Annotated in this window: 13 protein-coding genes and 5 tRNA genes; 10 read left to right on the forward strand and 8 right to left on the reverse strand. The window is 44.4% G+C overall.

The features are described 5' to 3' along the window. The first annotated feature begins 36 nt into the window (after positions 1 to 36). The 7 genes from dnaX (at position 37) to ACMXYU_RS05570 (ending at position 6,318) form a co-directional block, all read left to right on the forward strand. Positions 37 to 2,040 (forward strand): DNA polymerase III subunit gamma/tau, encoded by a 2,004-nt coding sequence (dnaX, locus tag ACMXYU_RS05540; RefSeq protein ID WP_415900576.1) that lies wholly within the window; start codon positions 37 to 39, stop codon positions 2,038 to 2,040. A gap of 12 nt (positions 2,041 to 2,052) precedes the next feature. Beyond that, on the forward strand, positions 2,053 to 2,379 hold the full coding sequence (locus tag ACMXYU_RS05545) for a YbaB/EbfC family nucleoid-associated protein (protein ID WP_415881753.1): 327 nt from the start codon (positions 2,053 to 2,055) through the stop codon (positions 2,377 to 2,379). Positions 2,380 to 2,382: 3 nt separating this feature from the next. Further along, positions 2,383 to 2,982 carry a recombination mediator RecR gene (gene recR / locus ACMXYU_RS05550; RefSeq protein WP_415900578.1) on the forward strand — a complete coding sequence of 200 codons (600 nt, stop codon included), beginning with the start codon at positions 2,383 to 2,385 and terminating at the stop codon, positions 2,980 to 2,982. A gap of 15 nt (positions 2,983 to 2,997) precedes the next feature. Beyond that, entirely contained in the window at positions 2,998 to 4,182 is a 1,185-nt protein-coding gene (gene rnd, locus ACMXYU_RS05555; RefSeq protein ID WP_415900580.1) for a ribonuclease D, read from the forward strand. A gap of 3 nt (positions 4,183 to 4,185) precedes the next feature. Beyond that, the gene (locus tag ACMXYU_RS05560) at positions 4,186 to 4,473 is read left to right on the forward strand and encodes a YcgL domain-containing protein (protein ID WP_415885211.1); all 288 of its coding nucleotides are present in this window, start codon (positions 4,186 to 4,188) and stop codon (positions 4,471 to 4,473) included. Next, complete coding sequence (locus tag ACMXYU_RS05565) at positions 4,474 to 4,914, forward strand: YcgN family cysteine cluster protein (RefSeq protein ID WP_415900582.1); 441 nt, start codon at positions 4,474 to 4,476, stop codon at positions 4,912 to 4,914. A 93-nt stretch (positions 4,915 to 5,007) separates the two neighbouring features. Beyond that, the gene (locus tag ACMXYU_RS05570) at positions 5,008 to 6,318 is read left to right on the forward strand and encodes a diguanylate cyclase domain-containing protein (protein ID WP_415900584.1); all 1,311 of its coding nucleotides are present in this window, start codon (positions 5,008 to 5,010) and stop codon (positions 6,316 to 6,318) included. A 67-nt stretch (positions 6,319 to 6,385) separates the two neighbouring features. On the opposite strand, the gene rpsA is transcribed toward ACMXYU_RS05570, so the two are convergent. The 3 genes from rpsA to ACMXYU_RS05585 all read right to left on the reverse strand — a co-directional run bounded on the left by rpsA (position 6,386) and on the right by ACMXYU_RS05585 (position 11,217). Next, positions 6,386 to 8,065 carry a 30S ribosomal protein S1 gene (rpsA, locus tag ACMXYU_RS05575; protein WP_415885208.1) on the reverse strand — a complete coding sequence of 560 codons (1,680 nt, stop codon included), beginning with the start codon at positions 8,063 to 8,065 and terminating at the stop codon, positions 6,386 to 6,388. 205 nt (positions 8,066 to 8,270) lie between these two features. Next, positions 8,271 to 9,050 (reverse strand): hypothetical protein, encoded by a 780-nt coding sequence (locus ACMXYU_RS05580; protein ID WP_415900586.1) that lies wholly within the window; start codon positions 9,048 to 9,050, stop codon positions 8,271 to 8,273. Positions 9,051 to 9,126: 76 nt separating this feature from the next. Beyond that, entirely contained in the window at positions 9,127 to 11,217 is a 2,091-nt protein-coding gene (locus ACMXYU_RS05585; RefSeq protein ID WP_415900588.1) for a carboxy terminal-processing peptidase, read from the reverse strand. A gap of 153 nt (positions 11,218 to 11,370) precedes the next feature. Between ACMXYU_RS05585 and ACMXYU_RS05590 the strand changes: the two genes are divergently transcribed. The 3 genes from ACMXYU_RS05590 to ACMXYU_RS05600 all read left to right on the forward strand — a co-directional run bounded on the left by ACMXYU_RS05590 (position 11,371) and on the right by ACMXYU_RS05600 (position 13,460). Next, the gene (locus ACMXYU_RS05590; RefSeq protein ID WP_415900590.1) at positions 11,371 to 11,892 is read left to right on the forward strand and encodes an FKBP-type peptidyl-prolyl cis-trans isomerase; all 522 of its coding nucleotides are present in this window, start codon (positions 11,371 to 11,373) and stop codon (positions 11,890 to 11,892) included. 8 nt (positions 11,893 to 11,900) lie between these two features. Beyond that, positions 11,901 to 13,184 (forward strand): M18 family aminopeptidase, encoded by a 1,284-nt coding sequence (locus tag ACMXYU_RS05595; protein ID WP_415900592.1) that lies wholly within the window; start codon positions 11,901 to 11,903, stop codon positions 13,182 to 13,184. Positions 13,185 to 13,283: 99 nt separating this feature from the next. Next, entirely contained in the window at positions 13,284 to 13,460 is a 177-nt protein-coding gene (locus ACMXYU_RS05600) for a DUF6435 family protein (RefSeq protein ID WP_415901101.1), read from the forward strand. 187 nt (positions 13,461 to 13,647) lie between these two features. On the opposite strand, the gene ACMXYU_RS05605 is transcribed toward ACMXYU_RS05600, so the two are convergent. The 5 genes from ACMXYU_RS05605 to ACMXYU_RS05625 form a co-directional block, all read right to left on the reverse strand. Beyond that, a tRNA-Pro gene (locus tag ACMXYU_RS05605) sits at positions 13,648 to 13,724 on the reverse strand. A gap of 44 nt (positions 13,725 to 13,768) precedes the next feature. Next, positions 13,769 to 13,845 (reverse strand) — tRNA-Pro (locus ACMXYU_RS05610). Between the two features lie 44 nt (positions 13,846 to 13,889). Then, positions 13,890 to 13,966, reverse strand: a tRNA-Pro gene (locus ACMXYU_RS05615). 6 nt (positions 13,967 to 13,972) lie between these two features. Continuing rightward, a tRNA-Asn gene (locus tag ACMXYU_RS05620) sits at positions 13,973 to 14,048 on the reverse strand. 21 nt (positions 14,049 to 14,069) lie between these two features. Further along, positions 14,070 to 14,145, reverse strand: a tRNA-Asn gene (locus ACMXYU_RS05625). Between the last annotated feature and the right edge of the window lie 83 nt (positions 14,146 to 14,228).

Here is a 14,228-nt window from a genome sequence, read left to right on the forward strand (position 1 = left end):
GCCAATATTTTTAGACGATATAAGTAGCAAAAGTAGATGAGTTATCAGGTTCTAGCGCGTAAATGGCGTCCTGCTAAATTTCAGGAGATGGTAGGGCAAGAACACGTGCTTAAAGCACTGGTTAATGCGTTGGATGATGATCGTTTACATCATGCCTACCTCTTTACCGGTACCCGTGGTGTCGGTAAAACATCGATTGCTCGATTGTTTGCCAAATCTCTCAACTGCGAACAGGGCGTGTCTTCAACGCCTTGTGGTCAATGTTCTGCTTGTAAAGAGATCGCCGAAGGGCGTTTTGTTGATCTTATTGAGGTCGATGCGGCTTCGCGCACGAAAGTAGAAGACACGCGTGAACTGATGGAAAACGTGCAATATGCACCGACCCATGGACGCTACAAAGTGTACCTGATAGACGAGGTGCACATGCTTTCTACTCACTCGTTTAACGCGCTACTTAAAACGCTGGAGGAGCCACCTCCGCATGTTAAATTTCTATTAGCAACAACTGATCCTCAGAAGCTGCCGATCACAATTTTATCTCGTTGCTTGCAGTTCAATCTTAAAAACTTGATTCCTGAGAGAATCGTTAACCATCTGCGAACAGTTCTGACAGCAGAGCAGATTCAGTTTGAAGAACCTGCACTATGGTTGTTAGCGAGATCTGCAGACGGCTCCATGCGTGATGCGATGAGTTTGACTGATCAGGCGATCGCTTTCGGTGCTGGGCAGATTGGTGAAGCAGATGTTCGCGCTATGCTGGGCACAATTGATCAGCGTTTGGTCTATCAGATGTTGTTCTGCTTAGCGGCATCAGACGCTAAAGGCCTAATGGCGGCAGTGACTGATTTGGCTCAGTTTTCACCTGACTATAATACCGTGCTAGGTGATTTGATCGGTGTATTACACCGTATCGCCATGGCGCAAACGATCCCTGATGCTGTGGATAACAGCATGGGAGATAAAGATCAGATTATTGAACTTGCTGGCAAATTAACGGCTGAAGACGTTCAGCTCTATTACCAAGTTGCTTTGATGGGCCGTAAGGACCTTCCTTTTGTTCCTGATCCACGTGAAGGTTTGGAAATGGTATTGTTGAGAATGCTGGCATTTCGTCCTGCTAGTGCTCAGCCGCGCCAAGTTCAGGTTGCATCAAGTTCGCCTCAACAAGTGAGTCAGGCCGCTAATAACCCTGCAACTGCGGAAGTGCTGGCGCCTGCAGCTGAATCGATTCAATCAGCCCCTGTTGCACAGGCTGCACCTTCGCCTCAATCTGCGCCAATGCAACCGGCTCCAGCGCAGACGGATAGTCAATCTCCAGCAGTAGAATCTCCACCGCCGTATGAGCCGCCAGTATCAGATGTTCCTCCATTAGGGCAGGCAAGTCAGGTAGCACCCGTGGCGGAGGTAAGCCCTGCAAAAAAGCCTGAAGCGCTAAATAGCCAAGGAGATGAACCACCTCCTTGGGATATGGATGATGTAGGTGGTTTTGATGATTCAGAGCCTTCTAATCGTGCAGCGGAGAATTCATATTCTGAAATGGAAGCAGCGGCTCCTGTTTCAGAACCGGCGCTTCAAGCTGAAGTAACAGAAGATATTGGTGAGATCTCTAAAACACGTGTCGAGGTTGTAGAGTGTTCGCGTAACTTAGCGGAAGTCTCCCTTCCTGACTGGGTACATATTAGTCGTAGCCTTGGTCTAAGTGGCATGACCGAAAGTTTAGCGACTCATCTCTCTTTGGAACAAATATCGTCTGAATCGATGGTTTTACATTACACCAAAGAGCAGAAGACGATGCTGAACGATGTACAGTGTCAGCGTATTTCGGATGCACTGAATGGTTACTTTAATAACCCTGTTCAGGTTGAGTTTTTACAAGCTGAACAGCAGCAGGAAACCCCTGCACAGTTTATAAATCGTAAACGAGAAGAGCGTCATCTATTAGCTGTCGAATCTATTCGTAACGATAGTACGGTACAATTACTACAAGAGCATTTTGATGCACGGATTGAACTCTCGTCCGTGGTTCCCATCGATAATTAATTGAGGAAAGATATGATGAAAGGCGGTATGGGTAACCTGATGAAGCAGGCCCAAAAAATGCAGGAGAACCTGCAAAAAGCACAAGAGCAAATCGCACTTGCAGAGCAAACTGGTGAGTCTGGTGCGGGTCTTGTGAAAGTTGTAATGAACGGTCGTCACGACGTTAAAAGCATCAATATTGATGACAGCTTGATGGAAGAAGACAAAGAGATCTTAGAAGATTTGATCGCTGCGGCGGTAAATGATGCCGTGCGTAAAATCGAATCTTACACTCAAGAGAAAATGTCTGAAGTGACCGGTGGTATGGGAATGCCTCCTGGTTTCAATATGCCGTTCTAATCGATGTCATTCAGTCCATTAATTCAGCAGTTAATAAACGCTTTACGTTGTTTGCCGGGGGTTGGTCCTAAGTCGGCTCAGCGAATGGCTTTTCATCTGTTGGAACGTGATTCTGAAGGGGCGTTATCTCTGTCTGCTGCGCTTGAAAAAGCGGTTGCAGAGATCGGTCATTGCAGTGAATGTCGTACTTTATCCGAGCAGGATGTTTGTGATATTTGCCAATCAGAAACAAGAGATAAGCATCTGCTTTGTGTACTCGAGTCGCCGGTAGATGTGTTGGCAGTTGAGCAGACGGGGGGGTATAACGGTCGTTATTTTGTGCTCTCGGGGCATCTGTCACCTATCGATGGCATAGGCCCTGAAGATCTGGGTATTGATCTTCTTTTAGATAAGGTTAGATCAAACGATATCCGAGAATTAATCCTTGCCACTAATCCAACGGTAGAAGGCGAAGCAACGGCTCATTTTATTGCTGCTCAAGTTAAGGGTTTGGATGTTAAGGTTTCTCGGATTGCTCATGGCGTACCTGTAGGTGGCGAATTAGAGTTCGTAGACGGTGGCACGTTAGCTCATGCAATTGCAGGAAGACGTTCTCTGCTTTGAGGTAAGAATCTCCAGATGACAGAATATAGTTGGGAAAAGCTAGAAGTATCAGCAAGAACGCCTGTCTGGGTTCGTTCAGAAAATGCACTAGTTGAGTGTTGTAATAAATGGCGTACGCTTCCAGTCATTGCGCTAGATACAGAGTTTCAGCGAGTTGAAACGTTTTATCCTATGCCTGGGCTTATTCAAGTTGCTGATGATCAATCTTGCTACTTGATTGATCCTTTAGAGATCGAGGATTTTAGTGCGTTGGCTGATCTATTTGCTGATCAATCAGTTGTAAAGCTGATGCATGCTGCAAATGAAGATCTAGAACTATTTCTGAAAATGTTTGGTGTATTGCCAACACCGTTGTTTGATACGCAATTAGGTGGTGCTGTATTGAATTGGGGGTTCTCGTTGGGCCTTCAGCGAATGCTTGAGCAAAAGCTAGATATTCAGTTAGCGAAACATGAGACCACCTCTAATTGGTTGCAGCGCCCTCTTACAGCAAGCCAAGAATTATATGCAGCGCTAGATGTGGCTTATCTTCCAGCCATATACCAGATGCAAAAATCTGAGCTGGACGCTTTGCAGCGTTATCACTGGGCAGAGCAAGAGAATGAGGCGCTGTTAGCTGAAGCACTAGTGGATGATGTTGAAGGTTATGGTTATTACCGTCGCTTCACTCAAATGTGGAATCTGCCAGAGCACAAAATGGCAGCATTGCGTGACCTAACTGCATGGCGCGAACAGATTGCGAGAAAGCGAGATGTTCCACGTAACAGAATCCTCAGAAATCAGGCTTTGTTACAAATAGTGGAAAAGTGGCCGCGCAGTTTATCTGAGTTATCGCGGCTAGATGAAGTGAAAAAGCGTATACTTCGTAATGATGGCGAAGCAATTTTAGGCTTTTTAAAGTCTGGACAGGAAAGTGCGGCTAAAAACAGCCCTGCACCTATTCCTAAACCGCTGCACTTCTTTTGGAACAAACATATTAAGAAGCTGAAGGCGATTGCGCGTCGTGTAGCTGAAGAACAAAATGTCGCTCCTGAAATTTTATTGCGAAGAAAAGAGTTGGAACTACTTATTCGTTCAGGGGTTGATGAGGGTGAGTATCGCTTACCTGAAAAAATTACGGCTTGGAGGCAGGAGCTTCTTGCGTCTCAGTTGTTAGCCGAATTGCAAAAGATTGAAAAATTAAGAACTGAAGGTGCTTAACCGATGAAAATATGCTCTGTTTACCTGAGCCCGCGTAAAGATGAGATGTATCTTTATGTAGATAAGCGAGATCAACTGAGTAAAGTGCCGGAAGCGCTATTAGAAATGTTTGGTTCGCCAAAGCATGTGATGGATATTCCTTTAACGGCTAATCGTGAGCTGGCTAGGGTTGATACAGAAAAGGTGTTGGCTGATCTAGATGAGAAAGGTTATTTCTTGCAGATGCCGCCGCCAAAAGATGACTACATGCTTGATCTTCATAAAGATCGCCCGGAAACTGGTGTTCGCTAAGTGGTAGCTCAAGAAGTATTTTGGCGCAGTAAGAGTTTACAAGAGATGAGCTCTTCGGAGTGGGAATCTCTTTGTGATGGTTGTGCGCTTTGTTGTCTCCACAAGCTGGAAGATGAAGATACAAAAGAGGTTTTTTATACCTCTGTTGTTTGTCATCTTCTAGATTTTGATACCTGTCGTTGCACAAAATATGAGGAGCGTTGCTCTTTAGTGCCTGACTGCGTCAAGCTTACTCCCAAGGATGTTGATGACTTTCATTGGCTTCCGCCAACCTGTTCTTACCGCTTAATTCATGAAGGTAAAGATCTTCCTGAGTGGCACCCGTTATTGTCTGGGCGCCAAGAGACGGTGATTGAGTCAGGTGCTTCGGTGCTGACTTGGTACGAAGTTAAAGATGATGAAATCACCGAAGAAGAGTTCGAAGATTACATTATCGAATAGTAGAAAAGCGCCTAAGGCGCTTTTTTTATGCGTAATGTCTAATTTGCTGTTAGGGTTTTCCTAACATAAAGTTATATCTCGTAGTTGGAGATAATGGCTTTGAGTACTTCTGATCAATTTAATCACCTCTCAGTTCTCGATAATTTCGATGCAATTTCTGCGTTCGATTTTGTGCCTGATGTTATTTGGATTTTTGATCTAGATCGACATGGCTTCTGGTGGGGAAATGAGCGCGCACTCGAATTTTGGGGGTTGCCAACTGTTCAGGATTTGATTGATAAAGACCTATCGGCTGATACCGAAGGTGCTCGTAAGCGGACCGAGCAAACATTTTATAAAGCAGCGGCTCAAGGGGTGACAGTAGACCCTTGGACAACTTATCCAAACGGTAAACCTAAAACGCTCTTGATGCGACATAAAGCGGTGCTGCTTGGCCCTGAAAAGCATCGTGGCATTATTGCGTTTATTAGTGAGCAGGTTGATCTGGGCGAGCAGCCTGAGCATCTCATCTTTTCTGAAGCGATCCGTTATACATCAGTTGCTGTTACTAGTTTTGATATGAGCGGTACGCCGATGTTTGAAAATCCAGCCGCAGCAGAATTATATGGCTTTGTTGATGCTCAGAATAATGATGCTTCTGTGTTTGTGTGCCGATTTCACGACGTTAAAGAAGGGCTTGAGCTTCTTGAGCAGGGGCGACAGCATCAAGATGGGCAGTCAGAACACTTGATGGTAACGAGTAAAGGTGTGCGCCGACATGTTGTGGATCTCCGTACGAGCCGTCATCCATTGACGGGCGATTACCTCCTTTTGGTGTCTGAATATGACGTTACAGAGCTACATAATGCGCTTGAGCAGGCAGAAAAGGCCAAGGTAAGGTTGGATAAGCTCGCTCATTATGATGCCTTAACAGGGCTGCCTAGTTTGCGGTTGTGTCGTGATCGTATGACTCAAGTGATTGCTCAAGCGCAGCGGGAGGGGAGTTCAGCTGCGATCATGTTTGTTGATCTCGATGGTTTTAAAGCTGTTAATGATAGTTTTGGTCATGATGCGGGTGATCAAGTGTTGGTTGAATCTGGGAAGCGTTTGGTTCATCAAGTGCGCGCAGTGGATACGGTGGGTCGTATCGGTGGTGATGAATTTATTATCTTAATGTCAGGGATAAAGTCTGCTAAAGATGCTGAAGTAGTTGCATCCAAGATTATTGCTGTGATGAATGAGCCGTTTTCGATCGCTGATATGAATGGCAAAGAACAAGAGGCCTGTATTGGTGTCAGTGTAGGGATTTCGCTCTTAGAGGAAGGGGAGTTGAATAAAAATGCTGAGGTGCTTCTGAGGGAAGCTGATCATGCAATGTATAAAGTGAAGCGCAGTGGTAAGCGTGGATATAGATTTGCTAGCTAAGTTTATTTAACGAAAACAAAAAAGCCGCAATCAATGATTGCGGCTTTTTAGCTTCAACAAGAAGTGATTACTTCTGGTTGTCTAGCTGAGCTTTGATCAGGTCACCAATTGTAGTTGGGCCGGATACTTCAACTTCAGCGTTGCGTACAGCAGAGATTGCTGCTTTCTCTTCAGCCTGTTCTTTCGCTTTGATAGACAGGTTGATAACGCGGTTGCGACGATCAAGAGTGATGATCTTAGCTTCTACTTCTTCACCAACGTTAAGAACAGTAGATGCATCTTCAACGCGATCAACAGAGATCTCAGATACTTTCAGAGTACCTTCGATACCTTCAGCTAGCTCGATAACAGCTGCTTTAGCGTCTACAGAAGTAACTTTACCAGTTACGATAGCGCCTTTGTCGTTAGCTGCAGCGAATTCAGCGAATGGATCGCTTTCAAGCTGTTTGATACCAAGAGAGATACGCTCTTTCTCTGCATCGATAGAAAGGATAACTGCTTCAACTTCTTCGCCTTTCTTGAACTGGCGTAGAGCTGCTTCAGCATCAGCTTCCCAAGTGATGTCAGACATGTGAACAAGACCGTCAAGCTCGTCCTGTAGGCCAACGAAGATACCGAAGTCAGTGATAGTTTTGATAGTACCAGTAACTTTGTCGTTCGCAGCAAACTGCTCAGCGAAAGTAACCCATGGGTTAGCTGTGCACTGTTTGATACCTAGAGAAATACGACGACGCTCTTCGTCAACGTCTAGGATCATAACTTCTAGCTCATCACCGATCTGAACAACTTTAGATGGGTGGATGTTCTTGTTAGTCCAAGACATTTCAGAAACGTGTACCAGACCTTCTACGCCGTCTTCGATAGATGCGAAGCAGCCGTAATCAGTAAGGTTAGTGATGCGTGCCTTGCACTTAGCACCAGCTGGGTAACGTTCTTTGATAAGAGACCATGGGTCTTGAGAAAGCTGCTTAAGACCTAGAGAGATACGACCAGATTCTTTGTCGAACTTGATGATCTTAACAGTGATCTCATCGCCTGGGTTTAGCATCTCTGATGGGTGAGAGATACGTTTCCAAGCCATGTCAGTGATGTGTAGAAGACCGTCAACACCGCCAAGATCGATGAATGCACCGTAGTTAGTAAGGTTCTTAACGAAGCCTTTAACTTCTTGACCTTCTTCTAGGGTAGCTAGTAGCTCATCACGCTGAGCACTGTTAGCTTCTTGAAGAACTGCACGGCGAGAAACAACGATGTTGTTACGCTTAGGATCAAGCTTGATTAGTTTAAATTCAAGCTCTTTGCCTTCTAGGTGATCAACGTCACGTACAGGGCGAACGTCTACCAAAGAACCTGGTAGGAAGCCTTGAATGTTGTTGATGCTAACTGTGAAGCCGCCTTTAACTTTGCCGCTGATGTAGCCTTTAACAACTTCTTCAGCTTCAAATTTAGTCTGTAGAACTTCCCAAGCTTCAGCGCGTTTCGCTTTTTCACGAGACAGACGAGTTTCACCGAAACCATCTTCAACCGCTTCTAGTGCAACTTTAACGTCGTCACCGATTTTGATCTCAAGTTCGTTAGCATCGTTAAGGAACTGAGAACGCGGGATGATTGCTTCAGATTTTAGGCCAGCATGTACAGTAACCCAGTCGCTGTCGATATCAACAACTTCACCAATTACCAATTTACCTGGAGTCATGTCTAGTGATTGAAGGGATTCTTCAAACAGATCAGCAAAGCTTTCGCTCATTGAATATGTCCTATATAAGGGCTGTTTTATCTCGCTAAGAATGAGAGATTGGATAACAGCACTTCAGCCTGTAAAACCGGATTCACAGGGTCAGTTTAATTATTATGAAGAGGGCGTTTTGACCGGTGTAGCGCCCAACTCAATAGGAAATGAGCGCACATTATACAGTAAATTAACAGAGAATGTATAAGGTTTTAGCGGATTATTAAAAAGGTTTATCGTAATCGTCTAGGCGGGAGTAAAGTGCTGTTTGACAAGGTTTTACAACTGTATCCAGATCGGTTTTTAACTCACTGGTTAGGTTGCTGCTATCCTGTTTACGGAAAAATTGAGTAATAAGGCGCTCTTCACGAGGGGAGTTGGCTGCGATTTCAATGCCATCTCCAACGCAGAACGAGAATTCGGGCATGTAGGTTTTAACGAGATCTTCGCGCTCGCTGTCGGATAGGATTAAGCGTTTTCCACCAATAAATTTCTTATATTCGTTACCAGCAGCTGCTGACATTGCTTCTATTTGTAGGTTAGAGAAGCGTCGGGCATCTGGCATATCGATAAGCAATGTTTTGAGTTGTTTTTCTACAGCGGCAACTTCTTCAACAATGGTTAAAGGAGCAAAATGCTCGTTGAGCTTTTTGTATTCTTCAAGGGCAGCTATTTCGGCTTTAAGCCCTTCAATCTGCTTTTTATAAACTTCCTGTTCCTCTAGAAGTTTCTCGTTGTCGGCCATTAATCCTTTAATAACTTTTTGAGTAGGTGTTAGTTTGTCTTGTCCAAAGGTAGCGGGAAGCTGTTTGGTTCCTAACTCGCCTGTTGTTTCGGTGTGAACATTGCTAGGTAAAACAGTGAAACCAAACTTTTCTAGGTCTTTTAGGTTTTCCTGATGCTGACCTTGCATTTCGTTATAAGCAAAATAACCACCGCCACCGAGAACGGCCAAAACAATTGGAACGATGATCAGTACTACAAGAAGCTTTCTGGTATTCATTGCTTACTGCTTTCCTATCTTGGCGGCTTGCGTTATTTATCCATAGAAGCATGCGATTGCTTATTACGTATCGTGCTTATTTCTGTTCACTCTTTTGGGTTTCGTTAGCTGAGTATTGCAACTGTAGGAAGGCTGTATCAAGGAGAATTCTTCCGCTTTCTACTAACATTGCTTCAGCTTCTGGGTTGATAGGTCTGCCTTGAGCGTCTTTCTCTAGTTCTTTATCAAGCTCTGATAGCGATTTGATCGGAGGTAGTTGTTTTTTGCTACGACGACGGTTTTCGGCATCAACTTGCCATTCTTCAGCTTTCTCACGTTCAATCTTAAGCGCAGATTCCTGAAGAGGAATTAGGCTGCTTTCCTTGCGCACTTCATTAAGATGCTCAACCTGTTCGCGCATGAAAATGAAGTCAGGATCTGTCAGGCTGCGTGACTGATAGCGTGAGTTAATTTGAGTTAAAAACTGTCTTAGGTTTGGGTATGTGCCATGAGGAGCGGATCTGACTTTGTCCCAAGCAAGTGCTTGATCCAGCGCACTTTCACCAATGATCTCAGGATCATAAAGGGTAGGGAATGTGATATCAGGCATCACCCCTTTATTCTGTGTGCTGTCACCAGAAATTCGATAAAACATAGCGTGTGTCAGTTTAAGCTGGCCGTGGTTAAGGGGTAGTAAGGTTTGAACGGTGCCTTTACCAAAGGTTTGTCCTCCAATAACGATGCCACGGTTGTAGTCTTGGATTGCACCGGCAAAAATTTCAGATGCTGAAGCAGATAGGCGGTTAACAAGAACAGCCATTGGTCCACCGTAGGAGACTTTTGGGTTAAGATCGCGAAGAACCTCAACTCGACCTGTAGAGTCTTTCACCTGAACTGTTGGGCCGCGTTGAATAAATAGGCCTACAGTGTCGTTGGCTTCACGTAGAGAGCCACCACCATTGTTGCGAAGATCTACGATTAGCCCGTCAACATCTTCGTCTTTAAGTTCTTGAATAAGCTTTTCTACATCGCGGGAAGTGCTTTTATAGTCGTCATCACCGCGCTGTAGTGCTGCAAAATCGATATAGAAGGCCGGTATCTCAATTACGCCAAGTTTAAACGGTTGGCCTAGGTGTTCAATTTCAAGTACGCGCTTTTGGGCAGATTGCTCTTCTAGTTTTACTTTATTGCGAACAATTTTTACGATTTTGGAAGGGATGTCTTCGCGCTCAGAAGTCCTTACTTCGAGTCTAACAGTAGTTCCTTTAGGACCTCGAATAAGTTGAACAACATCGTCCAATCTCCAGCCTACGACATCTTCGATATCACCATCTTCACCTTGACCGACACCAATAATACGGTCGGTTGCTTTTAGTTGGCCGGTTTTTTCTGCAGGACCTGCAGGTACCAGGCGCACAATCTGAGTGAATTCGTTTTCACTTTTTAATACAGCGCCGATCCCTTCAAGAGATAAGCTCATGTTGATTTTAAAATTCTCAGATTTTCTTGGTGAAAAATACTGAGTGTGAGGATCGTATTGCTTGGTAAAAGCGTTGGCAAACGATTGGAATACGTCTTCGCTATTAACCTGCAGGCTTCTTTTTAGTTGGTTTTTGTAGCGTTTTATTAGAATTTCTCGTGCTTCTTCCTCGGACTTGTCGGCTAGAAGAAGGTTGAGTAGAGCACTCTTAAGTCGGCGATCCCAAAGCGCATTCATCTCTGGTGTGGATTCAATCCAAGCTGCGTTTTCTCGATCGGTGTTTAGGCTTTCATCAATCGAAAAATCAAATACCTTGCCTTGTTCTAATTCATCAATAATGAACTCTAGGCGACCTTCAATACGCTCTTGATAGCGGTTGAAAATGAAATAAGCTGCAGAGAGTTCTCCTGAGCGGATTTGATCGTCTAGTACTAAGCGATATTTTTCGAATTCATCTATATCGCTTTTGTAAAAATAGCTGCGTGCAGGGTCGAGATCTTTAATATATTGATTAAAGATTTGTCCGGATAGAGAATCATCCAAATTGACTCTGTTATAGTGGCCTAGTTTGAGCGATTCTGTAATTTCTAATAACGTTTGCTTATGCACCGGCTCTGATTTGAGCGGTGTTGCAAGTGCATTGGCAGTACTTGGAATTAGGAAGGATAACGCAGTAAACAACAGTGGCTTTAATAGCGATCTATGCATAATGTAAGTCTTAATTCAGCGCTCTGGATTTAACTATGACCCTAAAAAAGGGTTGTGAGTTCCCTGTCACAGTTTGTTGAGTGTAGACATGCGCGGCACTGTTGTAAAATCAATTGCTTATAAAGAGTGTATGGATTTATTTGGTATTCGTTTATGAACATGAAATTCGTAGGTGTTACAGCTCTGGCGATGGCGCTAGGATTGGTTAGTGGTTGTGGTGAAGATCCTGAAGAGAAAAAGTTTCGTCAAGCGTTGGTTGAGAAGGCGCTTAATGATGACGTCAGGAAAGAAGGTGTTGCCTTTCTAGAGTCAAATGCAAAAGATCAAGATGTAAAAGTAACACCGAGTGGCTTGCAATATAAAGTTGTTCAGGCAGGAGAGGGTGGGAGCCCTAACGTTACTGATACTGTCACTGTTCACTACGAAGGTACTCGTGTTGACGGGCATGTATTTGATAGCTCTTATAAACGTGGTGAGCCTAGTTCCTTCCCGTTAAATCGCGTTATTCGCGGCTGGACTGAAGGCTTAGCTATGATGAATAAAGGGGCGGTTTGGATGTTTTATATCAAGCCGGAATTGGCTTACGGTGCTACTAGCCCAAGTGTTGATATTCCAGCGAATTCAACTTTGATATTCAAAGTTGAGTTGATCGATTTTAAGGCTTCTGAGAAATAGGGTTTTAAATGACAGATTTAATTGCAGATTTACAATTGTTCTTAGAAGCGTCTCCAACGCCGTATCACGCGGTAAAGGAGATGTCGCAGCGTTTGGCTAAAAATGGTTTTATGGAGCTGCGTGAAGAGGATAGTTGGCAGTTACAAGCGGGTGGGAAGTATTACGTTACTCGCAATGGCTCTTCCATAATTGCTTGGTCTTTGCCGCGTGATGTTAATCTGGCAGAGTCTGGATTACGTATGGTGGGCGCGCATACTGATTCTCCTTGTCTAAAAGTGAAGCCGGTTCCTGAACTGAATAGACATGGCTATCAGCAGTTGGGTGTTGAGGTTTATGGTGGGGTGTTGTTAAACCCCTGGTTTGATCGTGATCTGTCTATGGCAGGGCGAGTGAGTTATAAGTCTCTAAAAGGTGAGCGTTCTAAGGCATTAGTCAACTTTAAGGATCCGATAGCACTGATTCCTAGTTTGGCTATTCATCTGGATCGAGAGGCAAATAAAAGTAGAACAATCAATGCTCAAACCTATTTGCCAGTTATTTTAGGGCAAGGGGATAAAGGGTTTAGCTTTAAGCAGATGTTGGCGGATAGATTATCTGCTGAAGGTGTTGAGGATGTGGCGGAGGTACTTGATTATGAAATCTCGCTATACGATACGCAAAGGCCAGCACTGACAGGGTTAAAGAAAGAGTATTTGTCATCTGCAAGACTGGATAATCTTTTAAGTTGCTACATGGGATTGGCGGCATTGCTGCAATCTGATTTTGAGCAAGGGGCGCTTTTAGTCTGCAATGACCATGAAGAAGTAGGCAGTATGAGTTCTTCTGGTGCTCAAGGGCCAATGTTGAGCCAGGTGTTGGAACGATTGATGCCTGCTGTCGAGGATAGGGTGCGGATGATAAGTCGTTCTATGATGATCTCGGCAGATAATGCTCATGGTATTCACCCTAATTTTGCGGATAAGCACGATGCAAACCATGGCCCTTTAATTAATGAGGGGCCTGTAATTAAGCTCAACGCGAATCAGCGCTATGCTTCCAACAGTGAAACTAGTGCGATATTTAGGGATCTTGCTCAGCAGGTGAATGTTCCGGTTCAGGCATTTGTTGTAAGAAGTGATATGGCGTGCGGTAGTACCATAGGGCCAATTACAGCTGCGGAACTGGGTGTGAAAACGCTGGATATTGGTGTTCCGCAATTTGCAATGCACTCAATTCGTGAAATGGCTGGTACTAAGGATGTTATTGCTTTGACGAAAGTTCTGGCGAAATTCTTTGAAGAGCCTACTGTCTAACCATACATAGTTCATATTGGAGCCGGTTGCACTGTCTATGTGATCGGTTCACTTTTCCCTCTCGTAATATTTGTTTCTCTGGAATGTAAGGTGAAACAGATGTTCTCATTTTTAAAGCAGAATCCTGAAAAAAGACTTAAGAAAGAATATAACGCTAAGCTTGAGCAGGCTATGAAAGCGCAGCGTAGTGGTGATATTGAAAAATATTCATTTCTGACGCGTGAGGCTGAAGAGCTTTATGAAAAATTAAAACTGGTTCAGGAAGAAAAATCTTAGCTTTGGTTTATGGTGATTATACTGGGGGAATTGCCTACGAGTTATTATTGAGCTAGGCGTAATGGGCTTGATGTTTACGAGGAAAAACTGCTGCGAATACAATCTAATAGACGACGAAAGCAATGAGTTATCAAATTCAACTCTATTGATTTAGTTAGTCATTGAAAGCAAATAGAGAATATTAAGATGGTCGGAGTGGAGGGATTCGAACCCCCGACCCTCTGGTCCCAAACCAGATGCGCTACCAAGCTGCGCTACACTCCGACGATGATACTTGAGCAGGTGTTTTGGAAATTAACCAATGAAAGTGGTCGGAGTGGAGGGATTCGAACCCCCGACCCTCTGGTCCCAAACCAGATGCGCTACCAAGCTGCGCTACACTCCGACGATCATACCTGAGCAGGTATTTAGAATAATTGCCAATGAAAGTGGTCGGAGTGGAGGGATTCGAACCCCCGACCCTCTGGTCCCAAACCAGATGCGCTACCAAGCTGCGCTACACTCCGACTAAATGGCTCCCCGAGCTGGACTCGAACCAGCGACCAATAGATTAACAGTCTACTGCTCTACCAACTGAGCTATCGGGGATCATCAGCTGTACTATCAAGTTGGCTCCCTGAGCTGGACTCGAACCAGCGACCAATAGATTAACAGTCTACTGCTCTACCAACTGAGCTATCAGGGATTAGCCTTGAAAGTGCGGCGTATCTTAATGACCAAGGGTTGGGGCGTCAAGGGGTTTTTTACAAAAAAACTCAATGATTAGTA

The sequence above is a fragment of the Neptuniibacter sp. QD48_11 genome, from assembly GCF_047778095.1.
Lineage (GTDB): Bacteria > Pseudomonadota > Gammaproteobacteria > Pseudomonadales > Balneatricaceae > Neptuniibacter.

Excerpts from the sequence above, each read along its gene's own strand:
- ACMXYU_RS05560 (WP_415885211.1), top strand. The coding sequence starts at position 4,186 with ATGAAAATATGCTCTGTTTACCTGAGCCCGCGTAAAGATGAGATGTAT.
- recR (WP_415900578.1), top strand. The coding sequence starts at position 2,383 with ATGTCATTCAGTCCATTAATTCAGCAGTTAATAAACGCTTTACGTTGT.
- ACMXYU_RS05545 (WP_415881753.1), top strand. The coding sequence starts at position 2,053 with ATGATGAAAGGCGGTATGGGTAACCTGATGAAGCAGGCCCAAAAAATG.
- dnaX (WP_415900576.1), top strand. The coding sequence starts at position 37 with ATGAGTTATCAGGTTCTAGCGCGTAAATGGCGTCCTGCTAAATTTCAG.
- ACMXYU_RS05595 (WP_415900592.1), top strand. The coding sequence starts at position 11,901 with ATGACAGATTTAATTGCAGATTTACAATTGTTCTTAGAAGCGTCTCCA.
- ACMXYU_RS05580 (WP_415900586.1), bottom strand. The coding sequence starts at position 9,050 with ATGAATACCAGAAAGCTTCTTGTAGTACTGATCATCGTTCCAATTGTT.
- ACMXYU_RS05590 (WP_415900590.1), top strand. The coding sequence starts at position 11,371 with ATGAACATGAAATTCGTAGGTGTTACAGCTCTGGCGATGGCGCTAGGA.
- ACMXYU_RS05570 (WP_415900584.1), top strand. The coding sequence starts at position 5,008 with ATGGCTTTGAGTACTTCTGATCAATTTAATCACCTCTCAGTTCTCGAT.
- ACMXYU_RS05585 (WP_415900588.1), bottom strand. The coding sequence starts at position 11,217 with ATGCATAGATCGCTATTAAAGCCACTGTTGTTTACTGCGTTATCCTTC.
- rnd (WP_415900580.1), top strand. The coding sequence starts at position 2,998 with ATGACAGAATATAGTTGGGAAAAGCTAGAAGTATCAGCAAGAACGCCT.
- rpsA (WP_415885208.1), bottom strand. The coding sequence starts at position 8,065 with ATGAGCGAAAGCTTTGCTGATCTGTTTGAAGAATCCCTTCAATCACTA.
- ACMXYU_RS05600 (WP_415901101.1), top strand. The coding sequence starts at position 13,284 with ATGTTCTCATTTTTAAAGCAGAATCCTGAAAAAAGACTTAAGAAAGAA.